Raw genomic sequence first — 26,418 nt, 5'->3', positions numbered from 1 at the left:
GCTACGCCTCGAAGGTCGCGGACAGCGCCTCGGCGAGCCCCGGCACGAGGTCGGAGCCGGTGAGGACCTCGGTCGGCGAGTCCTTCTCGCGCAGCCGCAGCGCGGACTCGCGCGCGCCGTCGCGGAGCACCGCGACCGTCATACGGACCTCCTGGCGGTCCGGGTGCTCGGCGACCCACTCGGCGAGCTGCGCCTCGTCGAGGCCGTTCGGCACGGACCCCTCCGCGGACGGCGGCAGCATCAGCCGCTCCACCGTCATGGCGCAGCCGGTCACCGGGTCGGGCCAGGCGATGGTGGCGAGAAATTCGTCGAGGGCGACGCCCGCGGGGAGTTCGTCCTGTTCGATCGGGGTGATGGCGGCGGCGGGGGAGCCCTCGCCGTCCGTGTTGTCGAGGCCGAGCTGTTCGGCGAGACCGGGCTCCTGAGCGCGGAGTTTCGCGGTGTCGACCAGGGCGAAAAGGCGGGCCGGCTGATCCCAGCCGAGCCCGGACGCGTACTCGTCGATTTCGAGCACGGCCCGGGTCAGCGGACTGGCGGCCATGGGGGTGCTGGGGTCGGGAAGGTTGGACATGGTCAATATCGTGCCCTGAAGGTGACCGAAAACGGGAACTGAGTAAAGGCTCAGTAAGTTGCCACACTGGGTCCTACTATCACCGGGGCCGCACAAATGACCCCACAACGACATTGAACTTCGAGGTGCGCACCTTGGCTTTCCAGATGCCGGACCGCGGCGGAGGCCCGACAGGGCCACGGATGAGAGTCGGCCGACCGTCCCGGCGGGTCCGGACCCTGCTCATGACCTTGGGCGTGCTGGCCGTGCTGGCCATGCTCTTCGTCATGTTCGCCGGGTTCTGGACGGACTGGCTCTGGTACCGCTCGGTCAGATACTCCTCGGTCTTCACGACCACGCTGGGGACCAAGATCGGGCTGTTCGCCGTCTTCGGCCTGCTGATGGCCGCGGCCGTCGGCTTCAACATCTGGCTGGCGCACCGGCTGCGGCCGCCGCTCAGCGCGATGTCGATGGAGCAGCAGAGCCTCGACCGCTACCGCATGAGCCTCGCGCCGTACAAGAAGTGGGTGCTGCTCGCGGTCACCGCGCTGGTCGGGCTGATCGCGGGCGCGTCCGCGGCCGGGCAGTGGCGCACCTGGCTCCAGTGGATCAACGGCGTCCCCTTCGGGCAGACGGACCCGCAGTTCCACAAGGACATCTCGTTCTACACCTTCGACCTGCCCTGGTACCGCTTCCTGCTGAGCTTCGGCTTCGCGGCCGCGGTGCTCGCGCTGATCGCCGCCGCCCTGGTGCACTACCTCTACGGCGGCCTGCGGATCACCAGCCCCGGCGGGCGGGCCACCGCCGCGGCCACCGGCCATCTGTCGGTGCTGCTCGGCGTCTTCGTGCTGCTCAAGGCCGTCGCGTACTGGCTGGACCGGTACGGGCTGACGGTGAAGTCCAGCGGACTGAAGTCGACGGCGGGCTGGACCGGGCTGCGCTATGTGGACGCGAACGCCTATCTGCCGGCCAAGACGATCCTGTTCATCATCGCCGTGATCTGCGCGGGGCTCTTCTTCGCGACGCTGTGGCGGCGCACCTGGCAGCTGCCGGTGATCGGCTTCGGGCTGATGGTGCTCTCCGCGATCCTGATCGGCGGGCTCTATCCCGCGATCGTGCAGAAGTTCCAGGTCCAGCCGAACGAGCAGGCCAAGGAAGCCCCGTACATCAAGAAGAACATCAATGCCACGCGTGAGGCGTACGGCATCGACGGTTCCGATGTGAAGGACTACGCGGGCAAGAGCGAGCTGAAGGACAAGGACAAGCAGAAGCTGCGCGCCGACGCGGACGACACGGCCAGCATGCGGCTGCTCGACCCGAACATCGTCTCGCCGACCTTCCAGCAGCTCCAGCAGGTCCGCGGCTACTACCAGTTCCCGTCCACGCTGGACGTCGACCGCTACAAGGTCGACGGCAAGGAGCAGGACACGGTCATCGGTCTGCGCGAGCTGAACATCAACGGCATCCCCGAGCGCAACTGGATCAACGACCACTTCAAGTACACCCACGGGTACGGGGCCATCACCGCGAAGGGCACCGACACGCTGGACGGCGGCGCCCCGGACTTCACCGAGAAGAACCTGCCCACGACCGGCAAGCTCCCGTCGTACGAGCAGCGGATCTACTACGGCGAGAAGACCACGCAGTACTCGATCGTCGGCGGTCCGCAGAAGGAGCTGGACTACTCCGGCGACAACGGCGAGAAGAGCTTCAGCTACAAGGACAAGAGCGGGGTGAACCTCTCCAACCCGATCAACCGCGCGGCCTACGCCGTGGCCTTCGGGGAGCCGCAGATCCTCTACTCCGGCGCGATCGGCGAGGGCTCGCGGATTCTGTACAACCGTACGCCCAAGGAGCGCGTCGAGGCGGTCGCGCCCTGGCTGACCATCGACGGCGACGCCTATCCGGCGGTGGTCGACGGCCGGGTCCAGTGGATCGTCGACGCCTATACGACGACCAACGGCTATCCGTACGCGTCCCGCACCACGCTCGGCGACACCACGGCGGACTCCCTGACCACCGGTCAGCGGTCCGTGGTCGCCCAGCAGAACCAGGTCAACTACATCCGCAACTCGGTCAAGGCGACCGTGGACGCGTACGACGGCAAGGTCAAGCTGTACCAGTGGGACACCAAGGACCCGGTGCTCAAGACCTGGATGAAGTCGTTCCCGGGGACTGTGAAGGCCAAGAGCGAGATCGACTCGGACCTGATGCAGCACCTGCGCTACCCGCAGGACCTCTTCAAGGTCCAGCGCGAGCTGCTCACCCGCTACCACGTCACCGACCCGGGGACCTTCTACACGGGCAGTGAGCGGTGGCAGGTGCCGGACGACCCGACCACCAAGTCGGGGAACGCGGTGCCGCCGTACTACCTGAGCATGAAGATGCCGGATCAGAAGGCGCAGGCGTTCTCGCTGACGACGACGTTCACGCCGAAGAGCCGGGAGAACCTGGGCGCCTTCATGGCCGTCGACGCGAACGCGACCAGTTCGGACTACGGCAAGATCAGAATACTGAAACTGCCATCGGAGACCACGGTCTCCGGTCCACAGCAGGTGCAGAGCAAGTTCAACGGAGATCCGGAGATCGCCAACAAGATCAATATCTTGAAGAGAGGCGACTCCGAGATCGAGTACGGCAACCTGCTGACCGTTCCGCTCGACGACGGGCTGCTGTACGTCGAGCCGGTCTACGTGAGAGGCGCGGGCACCAACTATCCGCTGCTGAAGAAGGTGCTGGTCACCTACGGGGAGCGGACGGCCTTCGAGGACAACCTGCCCAAGGCGCTCGACGTGGTCTTCGGGGTGAAGGCGCCGTCCGGGGAGACCACTCCGCCGAGCGGTGATACGACGAAGCCGCCGGCCTCGGAGAACCCGACGACCAAGCAGGCGGTCAAGGACGCCCAGGACGCGTACGAGGCCAGTCAGAAGGCGCTCGACGACAAGGACTGGACCGCGTACGGCAAGGCCCAGAGCGACCTCAAGGACGCCCTGAACAGGGCCGCCAAGGCCGAGGCGGAGGCCGCCGAGAAGGGCAAGAAGCCAGGCAGCTGAGCAGGCACCGCCCCGCGCCGTGGTAGGGTTGGAACACAACGGCGCGGGGTGGAGCAGCTCGGTAGCTCGCTGGGCTCATAACCCAGAGGTCGCAGGTTCAAATCCTGTCCCCGCTACTTATAGGACAAGGCCCGGAGTCTTCGGACTCCGGGCCTTTGTCGTGCGCGTGGTGCGGCTCGGCGCCGGCGCGGCCCCGGGGCATGTGTGGGGGTTGTGCGGGACCGCCGTTCAGTGTTTGGAACGCCACGATGTCGGGAAGTCGACAAAACGCTGAAGTGACCTCACTGGCTGCGGTATACCAGGTGTACGCGGGTTGTGGGTGGTGCGACGATGGGGATCATGGGGGATAGGGCGAGGTTGTTGGAGACACGTCGGCTTGTGGAAGCGCCCGGGGGCGGGCGCGAGCGAAAGACGCCGACACCGGACGGATACGCCGGCCCCGATCCGGCCGACGACGAGACGGAGTCCGCCCACCGTCGGGCCGCGGCGGCCGGGGACACCGCCGCCATGAGCGTGCTCGGCGCGATGCTGCTGCGCCGCGGCGACCTCGACGGCGCCGAGCGGCAGCTGCGGGCCGCCACCGCCGAGGGCGACCGGGCCGCCGCCAACAACCTCGGCGTCCTGCTGCACCAGCGCGGCTACCCCGACGAGGCGGCCGGCTGGTGGCGGATCGCCGCCGTCGCCGGCTCCGCGCCCGCCGCCCACGCGCTGGGCCGCTACCACCGCGAGCGGGGCGACGAGCCCGCCGCCGAGTACTGGCTGCGCCAGTCCGCGGAGTCCGGGCACACGCTCGGCGCGTACGCGCTGGCCGACCTGCTGGAGCACCGCGGCGACGCCGGGGCCGAGCGCTGGTTCCGCTCCGCGGCCGAGCGCGGCCACCGCGAGGCCGCGTACCGCCTCGCGCGCATCCTCGACGTCCGCGAGCGCGGCCCCGAGAACCTCGAACCGCTGGGGCCCGCCGCCCGCCGCGTCGCCCTCGCCCGCCCCGGCGACAGCCTCACGCTGGGCCCAGCCGCCCTTGAGGCCCTCGACGACTTCGGCGATCTGCACGACTTCGGCGACTACGGCGACCTGCGCGGCACGGGCCGGGGACGCGGCCGGGCCACCTCCACGGGTACCGGACTGTGGGACACCGGCCGCTGGGACACGCCGAGCGCGGGGGCGGGAGAGGCGCAGCGGCGCGGCGACCGCCCGGCGAACGGCCGTACGACCGGACGTACGGGCCCGTCCGCCGCGGGAGACCGGGCCGACCGGGCCGCCGGATCCGCCGCCCGGCCCGGCGACACCGGCGCCGCCACCGGCGGCCTCGCCACGGCCGGCCGCGGTGCGCGCCGCCCCGCCGACACCGGCACGGGCTTCGCGACCTTCGGCAAGGGCGCCCGCCGTTCGACGACCCGGCAGGGCCCCGACACGGGTACGGGCCTCGCCGCCCAGTCCACCGGCGCCCGCCGGTCCGCCGCCCGGCACGACTGCGACACCGGCCCGGGCCTCCCCGCCAAGGGCGCGCGCCGCGTGGCGGCGCGCCAGAACGACACCGGCACGGGCTTCGCGGCCGCCGCCAAGGGCGCCCGCCGTTCCGCCGCGCGGCCGGACGCCGGCCCGGACTCCCGTACGGACTCCCGTACCGACCTCGCCGCCGACGGAGCGCGCCGTTCCGACGGCCGGCAAGGACCCGCGACGGGGACGCGGCACGTCGTCGGGCAGCCGACCGAGGCCGAGCAGTGGTACCGGCAGGCCGCCGCCCGCGGCCACCGCCGCGCGGCCCTGCACCTGGGGACGCTGCTGGAGGAGCGCGGCGAGAACAAGGAGGCCGGCCGCTGGTATCTGACCGCCGCCAAGGACGGCGAGTCGCGCGCCGCGTGCGCCCTCGGGTTCCTGCTGCGCGATGTGGGCGACATCGAGAGCGCCGCCGTCTGGTGGCTGCGCGCCGCCCAGGAGGGCGACGGCAACGCCGCCAACGCGCTGGGCGCGCTGCACGCCGACCGGGGCGAGCCGCAGGCCGCCGAGCGTTGGTACCGCGCCGCCCTGGACGCCGGTGACGTCAACGGCGCGTACAACCTGGGCCTGCTGTGCACCGAGCAGAACCGCACCGAGCAGGCCGAGCAGTGGTACCGCCGCGCCGCCTACACGGGGCACCGCGAGGCCGCCAACGCGCTCGCCGTGCTGCTGCTCCAGCGCGGCGACTCCGCCGGGGCCGAGCCGTGGTTCTCCAAGGCGGCCGAGGCGGGCAGCGTGGACGCCGCGTTCAACCTCGGCATCCTGTACGCCGGGCGGGACGAGGACCGCGCGGCCTTCCAGTGGTACGGCCGGGCCGCCGCCGCCGGGCACACCGACGCCGCCCTCCAGGTCGCCATGGCCCTGCTGCGGGACGGCGCGGACGACAGCGCCGAGCGGTATCTGCGGGTCGCCGTGCGCGGCGGCGGGGCGGAGGCCGCCTTCCGGCTCGGCGCGCTGCTCGACCGCCCCACCGACGACGACAGCGCGGGCGGCCCGGAGCTCGCCGAGTGCGAGGAGTGGTACGAGCGGGCGGCCCGGCAGGGCCACCGGCGCGCGCAGGTGCGGCTCGGCATGCTCGCCGCCATGCGCGGCGACGTCGTGCAGGCCGCGCACTGGTACCGGGAGGCCGCCGAGGCCGGCAGCCGCAACGGGGCCTTCAACCTCGGGCTGCTGCTGGCCCGCGAGGGCAGCGAGCCGGAGGCCGCGCTGTGGTGGACGCGGGCCGCCGAGGCCGGGCACGGCCGCGCCGCGCTGCGCCTCGCGCTGCTGATGGCCCGGCGCGGGGAGCTGGCGGAGGGGCAGCAGTGGTGCACGCGGGCGGTCGAGCTGGGGCCGGCGGAGGTCGCGGAGCGGGCGGCGCGGCTGCGCGAGGCGCTGCGGCAGGAGCTGTCGGCCTGACCGTACGGGGGTGGCGCAGGGGGCGCGTGAACTGGTTTGCGCTGGTCGGGTGCGGCGGGTTAAGGTTTCTTCACCGACGCGGGGTGGAGCAGCTCGGTAGCTCGCTGGGCTCATAACCCAGAGGTCGCAGGTTCAAATCCTGTCCCCGCTACTGCGAACGAAGGCCCGGATCCGACAGGATTCGGGCCTTCGTCATGTCATGGTCGGGCTTTCGTCAGGTCATGGCGGAGCGGCCGGGCGGCGCCGCTGCCCGGCCGGCCGGTCGGCTGATCGGCCCGTCCCGCCTCACGCCGAGGCGCAGTTGGGGCAGATCCCGCGGTAGGTGACCTCGACGGCGGAGACCTCGAAGCCGAACCGCTGCTCGGCGGGGAGGTCCGCCAGCGGGTCGCCCGAGGGGTGCACGTCCCGGATGGTGCCGCAGCGCGCGCACACCAGGTGCTGGTGGGCGTGGTGCGCGTTCGGGTCGTACCGCTTGGCGCGGCCGTCCGTGCTGACCTCGATGATCTCGCCCAGCGACACGAGTTCGCCGAGCGTGTTGTACACGGTCGCGCGGGAGATCTCGGGCAGTCGGTCGGCCGCCTTCGCATGCACCTCGTCGGCGGTGTAGTGCACGTGGTCCCCGTTGAGGACCTCGGCGACGACGCGTCGCTGCGCGGTCAGTCGCCAGCCGCGTCCCCGGAGCCGTTCCAGCAGGTCACTCATGCCAATCACCTATCAGTCAGATAAGGACCAGGGTAGCAGCGGACCGGTCCACAGCCGGAATCCGTATGACTTTCCAGTTCTTCTTGACTTAGACAATGTCCAATGTAGGATCGATTTCGGTTGAGGCCAAGGTGCGGCTGAGGCCAAGGGACAGGACATGAATCAGGAGGCACACGTGTCGGTTCAGAGCGAGACCACCGGACCGCTGACCACGGAGGCCGGCGCGCCGGTCGCGGACAACCAGAACAGCGAGACCGCCGGCATCGGCGGGCCGGTCCTGGTTCAGGACCAGTCGCTGCTGGAGAAGCTCGCGCACTTCAACCGCGAGCGCATCCCGGAGCGCATCGTGCACGCCCGCGGCGCCGGCGCGTACGGCACCTTCACGCTGACCCGCGACGTGTCGCAGTGGACCCGCGCGAAGTTCCTCTCCGAGGTGGGCAAGCAGACCGAGACCTTCCTGCGCTTCTCCACCGTCGCGGGCAACCTCGGCTCGGCGGACGCGGTGCGCGACCCGCGCGGTTTCGCGCTGAAGTTCTACACCGAGGACGGCAACTACGACCTCGTCGGCAACAACACCCCGGTGTTCTTCATCAAGGACGCCATCAAGTTCCCCGACTTCATCCACACCCAGAAGCGCGACCCGTACACGGGCTCGCAGGAGGCGGACAACGTCTGGGACTTCTGGGGGCTGAGCCCGGAGTCCACCCACCAGGTGACCTGGCTCTTCGGCGACCGCGGCATCCCGGCCTCGTTCCGCCACATGAACGGCTACGGCTCGCACACCTACCAGTGGAACAACGCGGCCGGCGAGGTCTTCTGGGTCAAGTACCACTTCAAGACCGACCAGGGCATCAAGAACCTGACGGCCGCCGACGCCGCGAAGCTCGCCGGTGAGGACGCGGACAGCCACCAGCGCGACCTGCGCACGTCCATCGAGAACGGCGACTTCCCGTCCTGGACCGTGCAGGTGCAGATCATGCCGGCGGCCGAGGCGGCCAAGTACCGCTTCAACCCGTTCGACCTGACCAAGATCTGGCCGCACGAGGACTACCCGCCGATCGAGATCGGCAAGCTGGAGCTCAACCGCAACCCCGAGAACATCTTCGCCGAGGTCGAGCAGTCGGTCTTCTCGCCGGCGCACTTCGTGCCGGGCATCGGCCCGTCCCCCGACAAGATGCTCCAGGGCCGCCTCTTCGCCTACGGCGACGCCCACCGCTACCGCGTCGGCATCAACGCCGACCACCTGCCGGTGAACCGCCCGCACGCCACGGAGGCCCGTACGTACAGCCGCGACGGATACGCGTACGACGGCCGGCACGGCGGGTCGAAGAACTACGAGCCCAACAGCTTCGGCGGGCCCAAGCAGACCGACCAGGCGGTGTGGCAGCCCAGCTCCGTCACCGGCCAGACCGGGCAGACCGAGGCGCCCTCGCACGCCGAGGACAACGACTTCGTGCAGGCGGGCAACCTCTACCGGCTGATGTCGGAGGACGAGAAGGGCCGCCTGATCGACAACCTGGCGGGCTTCATCTCGAAGGTGTCGCGCGAGGACATCGCCAAGCGCGCCATCGACAACTTCCGCCAGGCGGACCCCGACTTCGGCAAGCGACTGGAGGCCGCCGTCCAGGCCCTGCGCGGCTGACGGACGCTTGTCGATGGACCGGAGAGGCCGGACGCCATGGGGCTCCGGCCTCTCCGCACGCCGTTACGGGCGCGGCGCCGTATGGGCGTACGGGCGCTCCAGCCCGGCGGACCCGGCCCGTACGGACGCATGGCCGCGGGCCGGGCTCAGGCCGGGACCGCGGCCGCTTCCGCCGGGGCCTCGGCCGGGGCGACGGCCCAGCAGCGGATGATGTCGCGTACCGACACCAGCCCGACCGGTCCGTTCTCGTCGAGGACGATCAGATGCCGGAAGCCGCCGTGCGACATCGCGTACGCGGCCTCCTCCAACGTCCAGTCGGGGCCGGCGAAGACGACGTCGGCGGTGGTGTGGGTGTGGGCGGTCTCGCGGTCCGGGTCCTGGCCGGCGCCGACGGCGTTGAGCACGTCCCGCTCGGTGAGGATGCCGAGCCCGCTGGTGTCGGGGTCCAGGACCACGGCCGCGCCCACCCGGCGGGCGGACATCAACTGGGCCGCCTGGCGGAGTGTGTGCGTGGGGCCGATGGTGAGGACCACCGTGCTCATGGCGTCGCGGACGAGCATGGGCGGAGCCACCTCCTTGGTGAACGAATCCGCTCCGTGAAGAGATTCACAAGTTCACAAGCGTGGGGGCTCTCATAGTCACACGCCGACTACGGCCACAACAAGGGGAGCGTCAGGGGCGCAGATAATCCAGCAGGTCGTCATGGAGGAGCCCGTTGGAAGCGGCGGCGTCACCGCTGTGCGGTCCCGGCCGCCCGTCGAGCCCCGTGAAGCGCCCGCCCGCCTCCTCGACGATGACCGCGTTCGCGGCCATGTCCCACAGCGACAGCTCCGGCTCCGCGCAGATGTCCACCGCCCCCTCGGCGACCATCATGTACGGCCAGAAGTCGCCGTAGCCGCGGGTCCGCCAGCAGTCGCCCGCCAGCCGCAGGAAGCCCGGCAGCATCCCGCGCTCCTCCCAGCCCGAGAGCGAGGAGTACGCGAACGACGCGTCCCTGATCCGCTCCACCCGCGAGGCGGTCAGCCGCGAGGCCGACAGCAGACTGCGGCCGGTGAACGCGCCCGAGTCCTTCGCCGCCCACCACCGGCGGCCCAGCGCGGGCGCCGACACCAGGCCCACCACGGGCTGGTAGCCGCCCTCGCCCTGGACCATCAGCGAGATCAGCGTCGCCCAGACCGGCACGCCGCGTACGTAGTTCTTGGTGCCGTCGATGGGGTCGATCACCCAGCGGCGAGGGCCGGTGCCCTCGCTGCCGTACTCCTCGCCGAGGACCGCGTCGCGCGGCCGCGCCCGCTGGAGATGACCGCGGATCAGCTCCTCGGCCGCCTTGTCGGCCTCGCTCACCGGCGTCATGTCCGGTTTCGTCTCGACCTTCAGGTCGAGCGCCTTGAACCGGTCCATGGTCACCGCGTCGGCGGCGTCCGCGAGGACATGGGCGAGACGCAGATCATCGTGGAAGTCGGGCATAGCCGAACACTACCCGTGTCCCCGCCCGTTGCCCGCTAAGTCCCTTGACACCGCCTGGCGGCGAGTCAATTCTGTGCCCACAGCCGCCGGGCGGACAGCCCGGCCGGGGAGGCGACGATGCCTACAGCGCGTGAAGCCTTATTGAACGCAGCTTTCTCCGCACTCGTCTCCCGGCCGTGGGCCGGGGTCCGGATGGTCGACGTCGCGGCGGCCTCAGGGGTCTCCCGGCAGACCCTCTACAACGAGTTCGGCAGCAAGGACGGTCTGGCGCGCGCCCTCGTGCGGCGCGAGGCCGACGCCTATCTGGGCGGCGTGACGCGGGCCCTCACAGACACCGCGGCCCGCGACGACGCCGACGCGGGGGACTGCTGCGCCGCCGTGACCGCCTGGACCCTCCGCGCGGCCCGCGCCAATCCGCTGGTACGGGCCGCCCTCACCGGCTGCGGCAGCGAGCGGCTGCCCGCCGTGGCGACGCCCGCGGTCCCGGCCCGTACGGCGTGGCGCGCCGCGCCGCGGCCGGAGCCGGAGCGCGGCGCCGTGCCCCCGCCCCAGGTGCTCGCCGAACTGGTCCGGGACCGGGCCGTCGGCGTGCTGGAGGAGGGGGCGGTCAAGGGCGCGGGGACGGTCGGCGAGGCCGTACGGGCCTGCGAGGCGGCGGTCCGTATGACGCTCTCGTACGTGATCGCCCCGGCGGACCCGGGCGACCAGGCCGCACCGGAAGCCCCCGGCGACGCCGCGCCCGGCGCGACGGCCGCGGACCGGGCCGCCGCGGAGCAGGTGGCCCGGCTGGTGCGGGCGCTCCTCGGCCACGACTGGTGAGCGGCGGCGCGCCTCATACGCGTCAGTGCGTCGAGTTGGAGAGCCTCGGGGCGTCCGGCGGTGTGGGTGCGCCGAGCCGGAGAGTCGCGGGGCGTCTCATACGGGCAGTGCGCCGAGCCGGTGAGCCGCGGGGCGTCCGGCGGTGTTGATGCGCCGAGCCGGTGAGCCGCGGTGCGTCTCATATGAGTCAGTGCGCCGAGCCGGAGAGTTGCAGGCCGATGACGCCCAGGATCACGAACCCGATCGAGACGAGTTTCAGCGTGGAGACCAGGTCGCCGAGGAAGATCATGCCGTAGATGGCGGTGCCCGCCGCGCCGATGCCCGTCCACACGGCGTACGCGGGGCCCACGTCGAGCTTGCGCAGCGACAGCGTCAGCAGGCCGAAGCTGCCCAGCGCGAAGCAGGCGAACGCGATGGTGGGCCAGAGCCGGGTGAAGCCGTGCGAGAGCTTGAGGCAGACGGCGAAGCCGGTTTCCAGCAGACCGGCGACCACGACCAGCAGCCACGCCATCAGTTCTTCCTCCCGCGTCGGTTTCCGCGTCCGCGTCCGCGACCGTGTCGGCGCCGGTGCGCCGAGACAGCCGCCGTGCGCGGTCATTCGCAAACGTAGACGATCAATCGCCTTCCCGCCGCTCCCGCGTCGCGAGCAGCCGGCGCAGGGAGTAGAGCCGGGCCGGATCGGCGTGCCCGTCGGCCACCCACTGGTCGAGCGCGCACTCCGGCTCGTCGTGGCCGCACGCGCGCGGGCAGCCCTCGGTGCCCGGCACCAGGTCCGGGAAGGCCAGCACGACCCGCGCGGGGTCCACGTGGTGCAGTCCGAAGGACCGTACGCCCGGGGTGTCGATCAGCCAGCCGTCGCCGTCCGGGAGCGGCAGGGCGAGCGCGGACGTCGTGGTGTGCCGGCCGCGCCCGGTGACCGCGTTGACATGGCCGGTGGCCCGCTGCCGGTCCTTGGCGACCAGGGCGTTGACCAGCGTCGTCTTGCCGACCCCGGAGTGGCCGACGAACGCGGTCATGCGGCCGGTGAGCCACTCGCGCACCCGGTCCGCGGCGGCGCCGTCGGACAGCTCGTCGCGGCTGGTGACGACGTACCGGACGCCGAGCGTCCCGTACGACTCCAGCAGCGTGTCGGCGGACGCCAGGTCCGCCTTGGTGAGCACGAGCAGCGGTTCGAGCCCGGCGTCGTAGGCGGCCACCAGGCAGCGGTCGATGAGGCGCGGGCGCGGCTCGGGGTCGGCCAGCGCGGTGACGATCGCGAGCTGGTCGGCGTTGGCGACGACGACCCGCTCGAAGGGGTCGTCGTCATCGGCCGTACGGCGCAGCACGGAGGTGCGCGTCTCGACCCGTACGATCCGGGCGAGCGTGTCCTTGGCCCCGGTGAGGTCGCCCACCACCGCGACCCGGTCGCCGACGACCACGCCCTTGCGGCCCAGCTCGCGGGCCTTCATCGCGTGGATGGTGCGGTCCTCGACGAGGACGGTGAGCCGGCCGCGGTCGACGGTGAGGACGAACCCCTCGGCGGCGTCCTCGTGCTTGGGGCGGATGTTGGTGCGGGGGCGGTTGCCCTTGCGGTTGGGGCGGACGCGGATGTCGTCCTCGTCGGGGTTCTTGCCGTAGCGGCGCATCGCGGCGGTCTCAGGCCCTCGACACCGTCGTCGCCCCGGTCACCGAGCCGAGCATCCCGTTCCACATCTCGGGGAAGTCGGGGAGCGTCTTGGCGGTCGTCGCCACGTTCTCGACCTGGACCCCGTCGACGGCGAGGCCGAGGACGGCGGCGGCGGTGGCCAGCCGGTGGTCGTCGTAGGTGTGGAAGACGCCGCCGTGCAGCGCGCGCGGGCGGATGCGCAGCCCGTCGGCGGTCTCGGTGACGTCGCCGCCGAGCCCGTTGATCTCCTTGACGAGCGCCGCCAGCCGGTCCGTCTCGTGCAGCCGCAGATGGGCGACGCCGCGCAGTACGGACTCGGAGTCGGCGAGGGCCGCGACGGCCGCGATGCCCGGGGTCAGCTCGCCGACCTCGCCGAGGTCGATGTCGATGCCGTGCACGGAGCCGGTGCCGGTGAAGGTCAGCCCCTCCTCGGTCAGTTCGCAGGAGCCGCCCATGGCGGTGAAGATCTCGCGGAGCGCGTCGCCGGGCTGCGTGGTGCGCTCGGGCCAGTCGGGGATGGTGACCCGGCCGCCGGTGACGAGCGCCGCGGCGAGGAACGGCTGGGCGTTGGAGAGGTCGGGCTCGACGGTGAGGTCGCGGCCGAGCAGGGCGCTGGGGGAGACCCGCCACATGTCGCGCTCGCCGCCGGACTCGGGGGTGTCCACCCGCGCGCCCGCCATCCGCAGCATGTCCACGGTCATCCGGATGTGCGGCATCGAGGGCAGCGCGCCGCCCACGTGGCGGACCTCCACGCCTTGGTTGAAGCGCGGCGCGGAGAGCAGCAGGGCGCTGACGAACTGGGAGGACGAGGAGGCGTCGATGCGCACCGAGCCGCCGTCCAGGGCGCCGCCGCCGTGCACGGTCATCGGGAGCGCGCCGCGGCCGTCGTCGTCGATGCGGGCGCCGAGCGTGCGGAGCGCGTCGATGACGCCGCCCAGCGGACGCTCGTACGACCGGGGGTCGCCGTCGAAGCGGATCGGGCCGCCGGCGAGGGCCGCGACGGGCGGCAGGAAGCGCATCACGGTGCCGGCGTTGCCGACGTCGACGGTGGCCGGGCCGTGCAGTCCGGCGGGGATCACCCGCCAGGCCTCGCCGCTGCCGTCCGGGCCGACGCCCTCCTCGATGCCGACGCCCATCGCGCGCAGCGCCTCGGCCATCAGCAGGGTGTCGCGGGAGCGCAGCGGGCGGCGCAGCCAGCCCGGCTCGGCGGCCAGGGCGGCCAGCACGAGCGCGCGGTTGGTGACCGATTTCGAACCGGGCACGGTGACGGTCGCGTCGACGGCCCCGGTGGCGAGCGGGGCGGGCCAGAGGGCGGGGTGCGCGGGGCTCTCGGTCATGTCTTTACCTTAGTGGCTCTCCGGTAGGGAGAAACTTGATCAAATATGTCGAAACTTGGGCGAAACGTACGGCTGGTAAGGGGGCCGATGCTGCGGAAGCGGTCACAGCCCGAGCAGCCAGCGGCCGCCGCCGATCAGCGAGCACAGCGATACGACGTGGAACAGCGACAGCCACAGCAGCGGCGGTACGTGCGTGAGCCGGGCCAACTGGTCCGCGTCGGAGTCCGGCGCCCCGCCGTAACGGCGCTTGCGCTGCAGCTCGAAAGGCGGACGCACGCCGCCCAGCAGCAGGAACCAGACGACGCCGTACGCGAACGCGGCCTGCACGTCCGGCCCCGTCAGCCACGACACCAGCACGAAGGCCGCCCCGGCGAGCACCACCGTCAGCACCCCGTACGCGTTGCGGATCATCACCAGCATCGCGAGGAGCAGCACCGTCGCGCCCCACAGCAGGGCCGTGATGTGGTTCGCGGCCAGCAGCCAGGCCCCGGCCAGGCCCAGCAGGGACGGCGCGGTGTAGCCCGCGGCGGCGGTCAGGATCATGCCGAGGCCGGTCGGCTTGCCGCGGCTCACCGTCAGCCCGGAGGTGTCCGAGTGCAGCCGGATGCCGTCCAGGCGGCGGCCGCTGAGCAGGGCTATGAGGCCGTGGCCGCCCTCGTGGGCGATGGTGATCGCGTTGCGGGTCAGCAGCCACACCGGACGCGGGGCCACCGCCGCGAGCGCGACGGCCGCGGTGACGATCACCAGCCACGAGGAGGGGTCCGGCTGGGTGCCGAAGACGCGGTCCCACAGATCGGCGGTTCGCGTGCTGTCCATACGGGGGCGGCTCCTTGGTCGGTCGTGGAAGTGTGGCACCCGGCCATGGCGGGCGAGGAAGCGGTGTCTGTCAGGGTTGGACGTGAGTCGTATACGAGTCGGTCGTGAGCGGTGCGCGGGCCGGACCGGGCGCGGAGGCCCGGTGCCGGGCGGCGGCCGGGGCAGTCAGGGAGCGGGTATGTGCGGGCGGTACGCGGCCAGTCGGCGGCCGGAGGATCTCGTCGGAGCCTTCGACGTGGAGAAGTGGGTCACGGCGGAGACGCTGGCTCCCGACTGGAACGTCGCGCCGACGGCGAGCGTGTACGCGGTGCTCGAACGCCCTCTTAAAGACGCCGCGGACCCGCGTCCGGTTCGCCAGCTGCGGCCGCTGCGCTGGGGACTCGTGCCGTCGTGGGCCAAGTCGCCCGACGTCGGGGTCAAGATGATCAACGCGCGGGCGGAGACGGTGCACGAGAAGCCGTCCTTCCGGCGGGCCTTCACCGCCCGCCGCTGCCTCATACCGGCCGACGGCTACTACGAGTGGGTCACCGAGGCCGCGGAGCGGCAGCTTGAGGAGCAGGGCCGGAAGAAGCGGCCGCGAAAGCAGCCGTACTTCGTGACGCCGGCCGACGGATCGGTCATGGCGATGGCCGGGCTGTACGAGTTCTGGCGCGACGCCACGCTGCCGCCCGACCACCCCCAGGCGTGGTGGGCGACCTGCACGGTGATCACCACCGAGGCCGAGACGACGCCGCTGGCGGGGGCCGGGGAAGGGGAGGGGCCGCGGTCGCTGGCCGACATCCACCCCCGCATGCCGCTCGCCCTTCCGGCCGACCGGTGGGACGCGTGGCTGGACCCGGCGCGCACGGACGCGGACGAACTGCGGCCGCTGCTGGCTCCGCCGCCGCCGGGCGGCGTACGGGCGTACCCGGTGGGCACCGCCGTGAGCAACGTCCGCAACAACGGCCCGGAGCTGCTGGCGGAACTGGAGGCTCCGGAGGCGGGCACGCTGTTCTGACGCTCCTATCGCCCGCCGCGCGGGGCGAGCGCGTCGCTGTAGAGGCGGAAGAGCCGGGGTGTGGGCGCCTCCTGGGCGTCCGGGAGGGCCTGGAGGGCCATCCAGCACTCCTGGGCGAGGCGGCGGGCGTGGCTGCCCGGCCAGGGCTGCGGCAGCAGCTCCGGCGGCAGGAGCGGGTCCGGATCCATGGCGCGCCCGAACTCCGCGGCCAGCTCCACGGCCAGGGTGAGCTGCTCCGTCCCGGACAGCGGCTCCTCCGACGACAGCCGGGCGGCGCAGGTACCGGCGAAGGCGGCGAGGCGTTCGTGCCGGGCGGCGATCTCGTCCAGGGGCCAGATGGCGGCCGCCAGCTTCCGGGGCTCGTCCGTCTCGCCGACGCGGAGGTCGGTGCTGGTGAGGAAGGTGACGGTGTCGAGCACGCCGAGGTGCCGGGCGCGGGCCTCGACCAGTTCGGCGACGGGGTTGGCGCAGACGTACAGGCCGCCCTGTACCGGGGCCGCCCCCAGATGGAGCAGGGTCTCCCGGAGCGCGTCGCGGGCGGTGCGGCGCGCCTCGGGGATGGCGAAGGCGAACAGGTGCCACGTCCCGTCCCAGGGGGCGTGGCCGCCGTCCTGGCAGTAGGCGTAACGGACGTGGTCCGCGTCCGGGGCGATGGCCCCGGTGTCATCGGCCACGGCCCGCAGGACGGCCTTGCGGCCCCGGCCCTCCTGCGTGAACCCGCCCTCGGTGACGAGGCGTTTGACGCACAGCCGGACCTGCTGGTCGGTCATGCCGAGCCGGGCGGCGACGGCGTAGAGCTCACCGGCGTCCACGATCCCGTCCTCGCGGACGAGGGCATGCACCAGCAGCCGTGTCGGGATCTCCGGACGCTCCGCTTCCGGCTCCGGGCCGCGGCTGTGCTTCATCGGGGGCTTCCTCCGTTTCGGGGCCGCTGGGCTTGCCGCCCCTTGCGCTGTGGGGGGTCCATTGTGTGCCGGTTCCATGCCGCGATCGCCGGGCGGGCTGCCTGGGCCGGTGCGCGAAGACGGCCTCAAGCGCCGGCCGGGCTGGATCGGCCGAGCTCAAGGGCGGCCTCAAGCGCCGGCCGGGCTGGCTGGGTGCGGCTCAGGGGCGGCTGGGCCGCAGGGTGGCCTCAAGCGCCGGCCGGGCTGGATTGGGTGCGGCCTTGTTGATGCAGGGGGAGGCCGGGGCATGTCAGCCCGGCCGGCGTTTGAGGCCGTCTTTGAGGCGCGCCGGGGCGCGCCGGAACGCGCCGAGTCCGGTCAGCCCGCCCGGCGATTGAGGGACCGGCAAGATGACCGGGTGACCGAGATCGAGACGGAATCCCAGACAGTTCCCACCCCCGCCGGCGACGCGCGCGTCACTTGGGCCAGGGCCCGTAAGCCCGGACTCGTACTGGCCCTCGGGCATGGCGCGGGCGGCGGGATCGAGGCGCGGGACCTGCGGGCGCTGGCGGCCGCGCTGCCCGACCGCGGCGTGACCGTCGCCCTGGTGGAGCAGCCCTGGCGCGTGGCCGGGAAGAAGGTGGCCCCCGCCCCCAAGGCGCTCGACGCCGCCTGGACCGCGCTGTGGCCCGTACTCGCCGCGGCCGGGCCGCCCGTCGTCGCGGGCGGGCGGAGCGCCGGGGCGCGGGTCGCGTGCCGGACGGCGGTGGAGCTCGGGGCCTTCGCCGTGCTGGCGCTGTCGTTTCCGCTGCACCCGCCCGGCAAGCCCGAGAAGTCCCGGGCCGCGGAGCTGGCCGCGCCCGGGCCGCTGCCGACGCTCGTCGTGCAGGGCGGGCGTGATCCGTTCGGGCGGCCGGAGGAGTTCCCGGAGGGCGTCGACGTCGTGACCGTGCCCTACGGAGACCACGGTTTCGCCGTGCCCAAGAGGGCCGGCATCACCCAGGACGAGGCCTTGGCGGGGCTCACTGAGTCCGTCGCGTCGTGGTTGGACGGGCCCGTACGTGCATCCGCTCGCCCTGCCGCCCGAAAAGGCTGAGCACCTCTACGGGCGCGTCCACCGCGGCCCCGAACCAGTGCGGCAGCCGGGTGTCGAACTCGGCGGCCTCCCCGGAGCGCAGCTGGAGGTCCTGGTCGGCCAGGAGCAGCCGCAGCCGGCCGGAGAGCACGTAGAGCCATTCGTACCCCTCGTGCGTCCGCAGGTCCGGTTCGGCGTCGCTCGGGTCGATGACCATCTTGAACGCCTGGAGGCCGCCCGGCTGCCTGGTCAGCGGCACGACCGTCATCCCCTCCACCCGGCGCGGCGCCGCCCGTACCCGCGGATCGCCGACCTCGGGGGCGCCCACCAGCTCGTCCAGCGGCACCTGGAAGGCGCGGGAGAGCGGCAGCAGCAGCTCCAGCGAGGCGCGCCGGCCGCCGGACTCCAGGCGGGAGAGCGTGGAGACCGAGATCCCGGTCTCCTGCGACAGCTCGGTCAGCGTGACCCCGCGCTCCTGGCGCACGCGCCGCAGCCGCGGGCCGACGTCCGCCAGTACCTCTTCGTAGCCGCTCATCCCCTCATTGCAGGAACGGCAAGCAAGTTTGTCAATCGGTTCCGCCGTTCCGCCGTTCCGCCGTTCCGCCGTTCCGCGGTTCCGCGGTTCCGGTCGCCGGGAACGGGGCGGCGCGGGAATGGGAGGCGGGTGGCTGCTGTTGTGCGGGGCGTAGGTACGTACGTACAGGCACGCTCAGAGGAATGGGGACTTCCCGCATGGGTTCGATCGCATGCCCGTCACGCCCGCAGGCCGCCGACGTCCAGTGGTCGACGCTTCGGGTGGACCAGGCCGGTATGGCTGGAGCGGCGGCCGGACCGGATCGTCGTCTATTCTCCGATTCGAGCGGGTCCGCATCCGGTCCCGCCACCGTCTTGGAGGAGGTGGGTCCGGTCACTGGGACCGACGCAGGGACCGATGACGGCCGGCCGCGGGAGTCCGCGACGCCCGCGGAGAGCGCCGTGGAGCGCAACGCGCGCTTCGAGCGGGACGCTCTCACCTTCCTCGACCAGATGTACTCAGCGGCGCTGCGCATGACGCGCAACCCCGCGGACGCCGAGGACCTGGTGCAGGAGACGTATGCCAAGGCGTACGCGTCCTTCCACCAGTTCCGGGACGGCACGAACCTCAAGGCGTGGCTGTACCGCATCCTCACCAACACGTTCATCAACTCCTACCGCAAGAAGCAGCGCGAGCCGCTGCGCAGCGGCTCGGAGGAGATCGAGGACTGGCAGCTGGCGCGCGCCGAGTCGCACATGTCGACCGGGCTGCGCTCCGCCGAGTCGCAGGCGCTCGACCATCTGCCGGACTCCGACGTGAAGGCCGCCCTCCAGGCGATCCCCGAGGAGTTCCGCATAGCGGTGTACCTCGCGGACGTCGAGGGCTTTGCGTACAAGGAGATCGCCGACATCATGGGTACGCCCATCGGCACGGTCATGTCGCGCCTGCACCGTGGGCGCCGCCAACTGCGCGGCATGCTGGAGGACTACGCCCGTGAGCGCGGGCTCGTCCCGGCAGGAGCCGCGACCGCTTCGAACGCGTCGGACGAGTCGCACGACGGGAAAGGCTCGGACTCATGAGCTGCGGAGAGCCGCACGAGACGGATTGCTCGGAGATCCTCAGCCATCTCTACGAGTTCCTCGACCATGAGATGCCGGACGGCGACTGCGCCAAGTTCGAAGTGCACATCGACGAGTGCTCGCCCTGCCTGGAGAAGTACGGCCTGGAGCAGGCGGTGAAGAAGCTCGTCAAGCGCTGCTGCGGGCACGACGACGTACCGGCGGACCTCCGGGCCAAGGTGATGGGGCGGATCGAGCTGATCCGTTCCGGTCAGACGGTGCCGGACATGGACGTGGTGGCCGAGGCGCGGGCCGCGGAGGCCAGGGCCGCGGAAGCGCGGGCGGCCGAGGCTGAGGGGACCAAGGGGGCCAAGGGCGACGCCGAGTCCCGGCTCGGCGTCCAGCCTCCGGGGCTGTCCGCCACCTGACCCCCTCGGCCACCTGACCCCCTCTGGGGCCTGTCCGCCGCCTGACCCCCTCGGTTACCTGGCCCCCTCCGGGGCTTGTCCGCCACCTGATCCAGGGGTGCCCCTGCCGTTCCACGCGGCGGTGTCCGATACCTGACACCGCCCTCGGCTGTCATCGCATGGCCGTACTTTTCACCTGAAGGTGTGCTTCCGGCCGGTTCGCTCGGGCCAATTCGCGGATGCGGCCCCTCCCCCTGGCGGCCCGGCCTATTCTCCCCATCTCGACGCGCAAGGCGGACGGACGGGGAGGGCTCCATGCGCACACTTCCGGCCACGGCCCGCGCGTACATCCTGTGCGTCGCGCTCACCGCCGCCCTCTGCGCGGCCCCGGCGCTGCGGATCGACCGCGATACGCCCCGGGCCCCCTGGGCCACCGCTCTCGCGCTCGCCGCGCTCTACGCCCTGTGCGAACGGCTCACCCGCCGCCCCCCGGCGGGCAGAGCCGCGCCCACCGGCGCCGGCGCGTTCTTCCCCGTGCTGCTGGCGGCGGCCTTCCTGCTGCCGCCGCCCCTCGCCGGGCTCGTCGCGGTGCCCGGGGCCCTCGCCGCCCCCGTCGAGCGGAGCCCGGCCCGCGTGCGGCGGCTCTGGCACGCCGCCCGGCTCTCGCTCGCCGTCCACGCCGCCTCCCACGTCTTCGCGCTCGGGACCCACCGCGCGATCACCGCCCCCGACTTCCCGCACGTCCTGCTGCCCGCCGCGGCCGCCGCACTGGCCTTCTCCGCCGTCTCCGCCGCCCTCGACGGCGGCATCCTGGTCGCCGCCGAACGCAGCTCCCCGCGCACCGCCTGGCGCGCCCCGCTGCTCGGTTCGCTCGCCCCGCACCTGGTGCACGGGCTGGCCGGGCTGATGATGGCGGTCCTCTGGCACTCCACGTACGGGCCGGCGGCCGCCCTGCTCGTGCTGCTGCCGATGTACATCTCCTGCTGGGTCTTCGCCCAGTACCACCGCGAACGCGCCGCCCACCAGGCCACCATCCGGGCCCTGGTGCAGGCCGTCGACATCAAGGACCGGTACACGCGCGGCCACAGCGAGCGGGTCGGCCGCGCGTCCGTGCTGATCGCCCGCGAACTGGGCATGGACGGCGACCGCCTCGAAGCGCTGCGCTTCGCGGGCATCCTGCACGACGTCGGCAAACTCGGCGTCCCCACCCGGCTGTTGCGCAAGAACGGCCCCCTCACCCCGCAGGAGCGGCGCGTCATCGAGCTGCACCCCGAGTACGGGCACGAGATGGTGCGCGGCATCGGCTTCCTCGACGAGGCCCGCGCGGCGATCCTCCACCACCACGAGCGGCTCGACGGGAGCGGTTACCCCTACGGGCTGAGTGGCCGTCACATCCCGCTGTTCGCGCGGGTGGTGGCCGTCGCGGACGCCTTCGACGCGATGACGTCGACCCGTACGTACCGGCGTGGGCGGCCCGTACCGGCGGCCGTCGAGGAGCTGCGGCGCTGCGCCGGAACGCAGTTCGACCCCCTCATGGTCGGCGCCCTCGCGCGCGCCCTCGACCGCCACGGCTGGCATCCGGCGGTCACCGCGGACGCTGTCGGGGAAACCCCCGACGACCTCAGCGGAAACGTCCCTTCAGAGGCCCCGCCGGCTGCTGTGCAGCGGGTCGGGGCGCCCCGCGCCGCCGTCGGCGGCGGCGGGCCGGGCGTGCCTCGCGCCGCCGACGGCCCGCCCGAGCGGCCGTCTTCAGGAGCACCCCCGGGGACGACTCAGGGACAGCCTCCGGGAGCGACTAAGGGACCGATTCCGGGACCGCCTCCCGGACCGCCCCCGGGACCGACTCCAGGGCCGCCCCCGGGACCGACTCCAGGGCCGCCTCCGGGGCCGAGGGGCGGCGCCCGGTGAGCCGGGAGAGCGCGTCGCGCCCGTACGCCGCTCCGTACGCCCCGCACGCCCCTCTCAGCGTCGCCGTCCTGTACTCCGTAGCGGGCGCGCTCGCCGCCGTGTCCCTCGCCGGAACCCTCCGGAGCGGCGTCACCGACCCCCAAGTCGCACTCGCCTTCGGCGCCTTGATCGCCGTCGGCGAACTGGCCCGGCAGGGCGCAGGGGGCCGCGAGCCCGCGCCGCTCGCCGCCGCCGTGGCGCTCGCCTACGCGCTGCTCGGCGAGACCGACCGCCACCCCACCTCGCACGGCGCCCTCCAAGTGCTCGCCGTCGTCCTCGCCGCCACCCTCGCCGGGGCCGTGCCCCGCCTGGCGGCCGGCCGTGGTCCGGTACTGGACCACCTCGTACGCCGCCTGCTGACCGTCGCCTTCGCCGCCACCTGCTTCCAACCGCTCTACAACACCGGCGCCTTGACCCGGTGGCCCGGCCACGGCCCGTACTACGCACCCTTCCTGCTGCTCCTGCTCGCCCTCACCGCCCTGTGCGACGCCGTGCTCTCCGCGGCCCTCGCCCGCGCCCGCACCGGCTGGCCGTACGGGCCGCTGCTCCGCGACGAACTGCGCGGCCTGCTCGGCGTCGGCTCCGCGATCTGCGCCACCGGCGTGGTCATCGCGCTCGCGGTCGCCGTCGCCGGGCTGTGGGCGCTGCCCGTCTTCTGCGTGCCCCTGCTGCTGACGCAGTTCTCCCTGCGCCGCCACGGCGCCGTACGGGCCACGTACGCGCAGACCATCGCCTCCCTCGCCCGCTGCACCGAGATCGCCGGCTACACGCCCGCCGGCCACGCCCGCCGCGTCGCCGCGCTCGGCCGGGCCGTCGGCCGCGAGCTGGGGCTGTCCGAGCCGGAGCTCACCGTGCTGGAGTACGCGGCCCTGATGCACGACATCGGCCAGCTGTCCCTGGTCGACCCGGTGCCCGCCGGGGCCACCGAGCCGCTGCCGCCCGCCGAACAGCGCCGGATCGCCCTGCTGGGCGGCGCGGTGGTGCGGCAGACCGGAGTGCCCGAAGAGGTCGCCGCGGTGGTGGAACGGCAGGCGGACCCGTACCGCGACCAGCCGGTCACCGCCCGTATCGTCCGTACCGTCAACGCCTACGACGACCTTGTCGGCCGCCTCGCGGACGACGGCCCGCACGGCCCGCTGCGCGCCCTGGAGCGGCTGCGCCTGGCCACCGCGCGGGATCACGCGCCCGTGGTGGTGGAGGCCCTGGCACGCGTTCTGGCGCGCGGCGGCGGCATCCGGTAAGGGGCCGAGGAAGATCAACGGAACCCATGGGTAATGAGCGCCCGCCCGAAGGGGCATGGTTGGATGCGAAGACAGGGGTGTCGGACGCATCGCAGATGGCAAGAAGGTGTGATGGGTCCCCTCCTCGAACGGGAACAGAGGGGCCGGGCTGAGATGTCCGTCAATGTGTGGCAGGTTGTCGTCAGGGAGGACGTCGCCGCCCGCTGTGGCGGCTGGGCGCGGGACCAAGGAGAAACCGGCAGGCGGGAATCGTGAGGATCTTCGGCAAGGTACGGCATCGGCCTTCCGCCTCTTGGCGGCAGGCGACCGACCGCGCGTTCACTCTCATCGGCGACGGCCGGTACGAGGACGCGGGCGCGCTGCTGACGCGCGCCGCCGACATGGAGCCGTGGCTCTCGGAGTCCTGGTTCAACCTGGCGCTGCTGCACAAGTTCCGGCACGACTGGGACCAGGCGCGCGCCGCCGGGCTGCGGGCCGTGGCCCTCCTGGACCGCGAGGCCGGGGCCCCCGACTGGTGGAACGTCGGCATCGCCGCCACCGCCCTCCAGGACTGGCCGCTGGCCCGCCGGGCCTGGCAGGCGTACGGGCTCCGGGTGCCCGGTGAGGGCGCGCCCTCGGGCGAACCGCTCGGCATGGAACTGGGCAGCGCCGCCGTACGGCTCTCGCCGGAGGGCGAGGCCGAGGTCGTCTGGGGCCGCCGCCTGGACCCCGCCCGTATCGAGGTGCTGTCCATCCCGCTGCCGTCCTCCGGACGCCGCTGGGGCGAGGTCGTGCTGCACGACGGCGTTCCGCACGGCGAGCGCACCACCGCCGCGGGCCCCTCGTACCCCGTCTTCGACGAGATCGAGCTATGGGCCCCCTCGCCCGTACCCACCTGGGTGGTCCTCCTGGAGGCCGCCACGGAGGCCGACCGGGACGCCCTGGAGCGGCTCGCCGCCGACGCCGGGTTCGCGGCCGAGGACTGGTCCTCCTCCGTGCGTCTGCTGTGCCGTACGTGTTCCGAGAGCCGGATGCCCAGCGACGAGGGCGAGGGCGAGCACCTCGACCCCCACGACCACAGCGAACCCGGCCACCCCGGCCCGCTGGGCCACCGCACGGCCGGCTCCGGCTCGCTCTGGGTGCCCGAGCGCGAATGCGGCATCGCGGCCCCCTCCGGGCTCGTACGGGGCCTGCTCGACGGCTGGGTCGCCGACAGCCCGGACTCGCGCGAGTGGCGGGATCTGGAAGAGGTCTGCTGACCGAGAGGTCCGCCGACCTCTCCGGCGGCCCCGTACCCTGTATCAGCAGCGTTTTCGGCTGCCCTGATTTTGTAGCGTGGGTTTTTAGAGAGGCGTGCGGCGAACATGGCGCAGCAAGACACTGAGCGGCAGTCGGTCGACGAGTTCTTCGACGACACGGTGGACGCCGAGGCGCGCGAGGCCGCGCACCGCGAGCGCGGCACGTCCCGGCCGATCACCGTCGTCGGCAATCCGGTGCTGCACAAGGAGTGCGAGGACGTCACCGAGTTCGGCGACGACCTCGCGCAGCTCATCGACGACATGTTCGCGAGCCAGCGCACCGCCGAGGGCGTCGGCCTCGCCGCCAACCAGATCGGCGTCGGCCTCAAGGTCTTCGTCTACGACTGCCCCGACGACGAGGGCGTCCGGCACGTCGGCGCCGTCTGCAACCCGGTCCTCGACGAACTGCCCGCCGCCGAGCGCGTCCTCGACGACTCCAACGAGGGCTGCCTGTCGGTCCCCACGGCCTACGCGTCCCTGGCCCGCCCCGACTACGCGATCGTCCGCGGCCAGGACGCCCAGGGCAACCCCATCGCCGTCCAGGGCACCGGCTACTTCGCCCGCTGCCTCCAGCACGAGACCGATCACCTCTACGGCTACCTCTACATCGACCGCCTCTCCAAGCGCGACCGCAAGGACGCGCTGCGGCAGATGGAAGAGGGGACGCCGCGGTACCCGGTGGTCGAGAACGGCTGATCTTCCGGCGGCTTCTTTCTCTGCTACGGGGCGGCTCAGCGCGGGCGTCCAGGGGCCCGTACAGCGCCGAGTGCCCCGGCTCGCGGCGGAGCGGGAAGTAGTGGACGCTCACCAGGCCGAACGCACCGGCCGGGGGGCGGGGTGGCGGTGAGGTCGGCGCGCGCCCGCGAACGCGTCCACATCAAGGCCCGCTGCCGCCCGGCCGATTCGCGTCCGCTCTGACGCCGGTATGACGCCCGCCCCTGCGGCTAGGCGGCAGTCTTATACGTGCTGCCATGGGCATCGAGTTCGAACCAGAGCATCTTGCCGCGTTTGCCGCAGGGTTCGTCGCCGAGCAGATAGCTTCCCTGTCTGTCGGCGCACATCTGTACAAGCAACAGCCCGCGCCTGCCCCCTGATTGCGGGACGAATCTTGGCTCGGCACCAATTTCTGCTAGTTCCGCGTGCGTTGTGAGACTATCCGACGGAACTGGGCCAGCGCCGCCTGGTAATCCTGGTAGGCGGCGTCGTTGGCCGGCAGTTGACTCACGTGGGCAGCTGAAAACTCCTCAGCTGCCCGGAGGGCGGACTCGGCCAGGTCGACCTCGTCCGCTTCCGTAAAGATTCCGCCGGCCCCCGCCACCGAGATACTTTTTCTGGCCTTTCTTCGGAACGTCAACCCGAACGAGGTGTCGACCCCGGTATACCTCAAGGCTTTGACGCCCGGCGCCTCGAAGAAGCTTGAAAGTTCAGCGAGGAGCTGCGCGACCGAAATGTAGATCATCATGCCTTGGTCAGGGCTCTTGCCTGATGATGTCTCCTCCCCTGAGTCGCCCACGCAGAGCATGTCCCCCAAGTCGAACCCGGTGGGGTCTCCCTGGTCTGGGCGGACGGAGAAAATGAACTCAATCATGGAACGTAACTCTTTCCGGTTCGAGGCCGAGGAGTTGGGCGATGTCGTCGGGCTGGTAGTAGTCGGCGGGATCAGAGTCCACACTCCGGTGCGCGGCCAGGTCCGAGAGGGAGTGGGTGGCGAAGAGGAGGGTGCCGCCGGGGGTGACGGCGTCCAGGAGCCCGTACAGCGCCGAGTGGCCCGGCTCGCGGCGGAGTGGGAAGTAGTGGATGGACACCAGGTCGAAGGCGCGTACCGGGGGAGGGGTGGTGGTGAGGTCGTCCCGCGCCCACGCCACGCGCCCGCTGGCATCGGCGGCAGCGGCGGCGGCGCGTCGCAGGGCGACCTCGGACACGTCGACCGCGGTGACCCGCCAGCCCCGCCGGGCCAGCCAGAGCGCGTCGGCGCCTTCGCCGCACCCGACGTCGAGCGCCTGGCCCGGTGACAAGTCGCCGGCCTCGGCGACGAGCACTCGGTGGAATTCCTCGGCATCCTCAGCCCCAGGGCGAACGCGTCCACATCAAG

The 26,418-nt window shown here is 72.4% G+C and carries 25 protein-coding genes and 2 tRNA genes; 15 read left to right on the top strand and 12 right to left on the bottom strand.

All coding sequences use genetic code 11. The annotated features are described in order from the left end of the window. Position 1 precedes the first annotated feature (1 nt). Positions 2 to 571 carry a PPA1309 family protein gene (locus tag AB0I22_RS03045; protein WP_363128841.1) on the bottom strand — a complete coding sequence of 190 codons (570 nt, stop codon included), beginning with the start codon at positions 569 to 571 and terminating at the stop codon, positions 2 to 4. A 146-nt stretch (positions 572 to 717) separates the two neighbouring features. Here AB0I22_RS03045 and AB0I22_RS03040 point away from each other — a divergent pair, with 146 nt between their 5' ends. The 4 genes from AB0I22_RS03040 to AB0I22_RS03025 all read left to right on the top strand — a co-directional run bounded on the left by AB0I22_RS03040 (position 718) and on the right by AB0I22_RS03025 (position 6,649). Beyond that, positions 718 to 3,603: a UPF0182 family protein gene (locus tag AB0I22_RS03040; RefSeq protein ID WP_363129093.1), complete on the top strand. Its 2,886-nt coding sequence runs from the start codon at positions 718 to 720 to the stop codon at positions 3,601 to 3,603. Between the two features lie 42 nt (positions 3,604 to 3,645). Next, a tRNA-Met gene (locus AB0I22_RS03035) sits at positions 3,646 to 3,719 on the top strand. Between the two features lie 214 nt (positions 3,720 to 3,933). After that, complete coding sequence (locus tag AB0I22_RS03030) at positions 3,934 to 6,498, top strand: tetratricopeptide repeat protein (protein ID WP_363128840.1); 2,565 nt, start codon at positions 3,934 to 3,936, stop codon at positions 6,496 to 6,498. 77 nt (positions 6,499 to 6,575) lie between these two features. Continuing rightward, positions 6,576 to 6,649: transfer RNA gene (locus tag AB0I22_RS03025), tRNA-Met, on the top strand. 134 nt (positions 6,650 to 6,783) lie between these two features. On the opposite strand, the gene AB0I22_RS03020 is transcribed toward AB0I22_RS03025, so the two are convergent. Then, on the bottom strand, positions 6,784 to 7,200 hold the full coding sequence (locus tag AB0I22_RS03020; protein ID WP_030878544.1) for a Fur family transcriptional regulator: 417 nt from the start codon (positions 7,198 to 7,200) through the stop codon (positions 6,784 to 6,786). 157 nt (positions 7,201 to 7,357) lie between these two features. Between AB0I22_RS03020 and AB0I22_RS03015 the strand changes: the two genes are divergently transcribed. After that, positions 7,358 to 8,842 (top strand): catalase, encoded by a 1,485-nt coding sequence (locus tag AB0I22_RS03015; RefSeq protein ID WP_363128839.1) that lies wholly within the window; start codon positions 7,358 to 7,360, stop codon positions 8,840 to 8,842. A gap of 146 nt (positions 8,843 to 8,988) precedes the next feature. On the opposite strand, the gene AB0I22_RS03010 is transcribed toward AB0I22_RS03015, so the two are convergent. Together AB0I22_RS03010 and hisN are read right to left on the bottom strand one after the other, a co-directional pair. Then, positions 8,989 to 9,402, bottom strand: a complete 414-nt coding sequence (locus tag AB0I22_RS03010; protein WP_363128838.1) for a CBS domain-containing protein — start codon at positions 9,400 to 9,402, stop codon at positions 8,989 to 8,991. 112 nt (positions 9,403 to 9,514) lie between these two features. Continuing rightward, on the bottom strand, positions 9,515 to 10,309 hold the full coding sequence (gene hisN / locus AB0I22_RS03005) for a histidinol-phosphatase (protein ID WP_363128837.1): 795 nt from the start codon (positions 10,307 to 10,309) through the stop codon (positions 9,515 to 9,517). Positions 10,310 to 10,426: 117 nt separating this feature from the next. On the opposite strand from hisN, the gene AB0I22_RS03000 reads away from it, so the two are divergent. Next, positions 10,427 to 11,128, top strand: coding sequence for a TetR/AcrR family transcriptional regulator (locus tag AB0I22_RS03000; RefSeq protein ID WP_363128836.1), 702 nt, complete (start codon positions 10,427 to 10,429; stop codon positions 11,126 to 11,128). A gap of 187 nt (positions 11,129 to 11,315) precedes the next feature. Here AB0I22_RS03000 and AB0I22_RS02995 read toward each other — a convergent pair whose 3' ends face one another. The 4 genes from AB0I22_RS02995 to AB0I22_RS02980 all read right to left on the bottom strand — a co-directional run bounded on the left by AB0I22_RS02995 (position 11,316) and on the right by AB0I22_RS02980 (position 14,926). Beyond that, positions 11,316 to 11,639, bottom strand: a complete 324-nt coding sequence (locus AB0I22_RS02995; protein WP_363128835.1) for a multidrug efflux SMR transporter — start codon at positions 11,637 to 11,639, stop codon at positions 11,316 to 11,318. 103 nt (positions 11,640 to 11,742) lie between these two features. Beyond that, positions 11,743 to 12,753, bottom strand: coding sequence for a ribosome small subunit-dependent GTPase A (gene rsgA, locus AB0I22_RS02990; protein ID WP_363128834.1), 1,011 nt, complete (start codon positions 12,751 to 12,753; stop codon positions 11,743 to 11,745). A 10-nt stretch (positions 12,754 to 12,763) separates the two neighbouring features. Then, positions 12,764 to 14,110 (bottom strand): 3-phosphoshikimate 1-carboxyvinyltransferase, encoded by a 1,347-nt coding sequence (gene aroA, locus AB0I22_RS02985; protein WP_363128833.1) that lies wholly within the window; start codon positions 14,108 to 14,110, stop codon positions 12,764 to 12,766. A gap of 102 nt (positions 14,111 to 14,212) precedes the next feature. Beyond that, positions 14,213 to 14,926: a M50 family metallopeptidase gene (locus tag AB0I22_RS02980; protein WP_363128832.1), complete on the bottom strand. Its 714-nt coding sequence runs from the start codon at positions 14,924 to 14,926 to the stop codon at positions 14,213 to 14,215. A gap of 178 nt (positions 14,927 to 15,104) precedes the next feature. Between AB0I22_RS02980 and AB0I22_RS02975 the strand changes: the two genes are divergently transcribed. Then, positions 15,105 to 15,923, top strand: a complete 819-nt coding sequence (locus AB0I22_RS02975; protein ID WP_363128831.1) for an SOS response-associated peptidase — start codon at positions 15,105 to 15,107, stop codon at positions 15,921 to 15,923. Between the two features lie 5 nt (positions 15,924 to 15,928). Here the strand turns inward: AB0I22_RS02975 and AB0I22_RS02970 are convergent, their stop codons facing one another. Further along, positions 15,929 to 16,828: a PaaX family transcriptional regulator C-terminal domain-containing protein gene (locus AB0I22_RS02970; protein WP_363128830.1), complete on the bottom strand. Its 900-nt coding sequence runs from the start codon at positions 16,826 to 16,828 to the stop codon at positions 15,929 to 15,931. A gap of 397 nt (positions 16,829 to 17,225) precedes the next feature. Here AB0I22_RS02970 and AB0I22_RS02965 point away from each other — a divergent pair, with 397 nt between their 5' ends. Next, entirely contained in the window at positions 17,226 to 17,903 is a 678-nt protein-coding gene (locus AB0I22_RS02965; protein ID WP_363128829.1) for an alpha/beta family hydrolase, read from the top strand. Here the strand turns inward: AB0I22_RS02965 and AB0I22_RS02960 are convergent. Next, positions 17,830 to 18,417, bottom strand: a complete 588-nt coding sequence (locus AB0I22_RS02960; RefSeq protein ID WP_363128828.1) for an XRE family transcriptional regulator — start codon at positions 18,415 to 18,417, stop codon at positions 17,830 to 17,832. The genes AB0I22_RS02965 and AB0I22_RS02960 overlap by 74 nt on opposite strands. Before the next feature lie 362 nt (positions 18,418 to 18,779). On the opposite strand from AB0I22_RS02960, the gene AB0I22_RS02955 reads away from it, so the two are divergent. The 7 genes from AB0I22_RS02955 to AB0I22_RS02925 all read left to right on the top strand — a co-directional run bounded on the left by AB0I22_RS02955 (position 18,780) and on the right by AB0I22_RS02925 (position 25,420). Beyond that, positions 18,780 to 19,475, top strand: a complete 696-nt coding sequence (locus AB0I22_RS02955) for a sigma-70 family RNA polymerase sigma factor (RefSeq protein WP_363128827.1) — start codon at positions 18,780 to 18,782, stop codon at positions 19,473 to 19,475. Further along, positions 19,472 to 19,882: a mycothiol system anti-sigma-R factor gene (rsrA, locus tag AB0I22_RS02950; protein ID WP_363128826.1), complete on the top strand. Its 411-nt coding sequence runs from the start codon at positions 19,472 to 19,474 to the stop codon at positions 19,880 to 19,882. The genes AB0I22_RS02955 and rsrA overlap by 4 nt, the downstream gene beginning before the upstream one ends. Before the next feature lie 294 nt (positions 19,883 to 20,176). Beyond that, the gene (locus tag AB0I22_RS02945) at positions 20,177 to 21,769 is read left to right on the top strand and encodes an HD-GYP domain-containing protein (protein ID WP_363128825.1); all 1,593 of its coding nucleotides are present in this window, start codon (positions 20,177 to 20,179) and stop codon (positions 21,767 to 21,769) included. 68 nt (positions 21,770 to 21,837) lie between these two features. After that, the gene (locus AB0I22_RS02940) at positions 21,838 to 23,049 is read left to right on the top strand and encodes an HD domain-containing protein (protein ID WP_363129092.1); all 1,212 of its coding nucleotides are present in this window, start codon (positions 21,838 to 21,840) and stop codon (positions 23,047 to 23,049) included. Between the two features lie 251 nt (positions 23,050 to 23,300). Further along, on the top strand, positions 23,301 to 24,287 hold the full coding sequence (locus tag AB0I22_RS02935; protein ID WP_363128824.1) for a hypothetical protein: 987 nt from the start codon (positions 23,301 to 23,303) through the stop codon (positions 24,285 to 24,287). A gap of 105 nt (positions 24,288 to 24,392) precedes the next feature. After that, positions 24,393 to 25,022, top strand: coding sequence for a peptide deformylase (gene def, locus AB0I22_RS02930; protein ID WP_363128823.1), 630 nt, complete (start codon positions 24,393 to 24,395; stop codon positions 25,020 to 25,022). Between the two features lie 275 nt (positions 25,023 to 25,297). Then, a complete protein-coding gene (locus tag AB0I22_RS02925) occupies positions 25,298 to 25,420 on the top strand; it encodes a hypothetical protein (protein WP_363128822.1) in 123 nt (40 codons plus the stop codon). A 35-nt stretch (positions 25,421 to 25,455) separates the two neighbouring features. On the opposite strand, the gene AB0I22_RS02920 is transcribed toward AB0I22_RS02925, so the two are convergent. Both AB0I22_RS02920 and AB0I22_RS02915 read right to left on the bottom strand, forming a co-directional pair. After that, positions 25,456 to 25,914 (bottom strand): hypothetical protein, encoded by a 459-nt coding sequence (locus tag AB0I22_RS02920; protein WP_363128821.1) that lies wholly within the window; start codon positions 25,912 to 25,914, stop codon positions 25,456 to 25,458. Beyond that, positions 25,907 to 26,365: a class I SAM-dependent methyltransferase gene (locus AB0I22_RS02915; RefSeq protein WP_363128820.1), complete on the bottom strand. Its 459-nt coding sequence runs from the start codon at positions 26,363 to 26,365 to the stop codon at positions 25,907 to 25,909. The genes AB0I22_RS02920 and AB0I22_RS02915 overlap by 8 nt, the downstream gene beginning before the upstream one ends. Between the last annotated feature and the right edge of the window lie 53 nt (positions 26,366 to 26,418).

It is taken from the genome of Streptomyces sp. NPDC050610 (genome assembly GCF_040654875.1).
Lineage (GTDB): Bacteria > Actinomycetota > Actinomycetes > Streptomycetales > Streptomycetaceae > Streptomyces.
The sequence above is the reverse complement of the archived record's forward strand: the minus strand, read 5'-3'. Positions and strand labels throughout refer to the sequence as shown.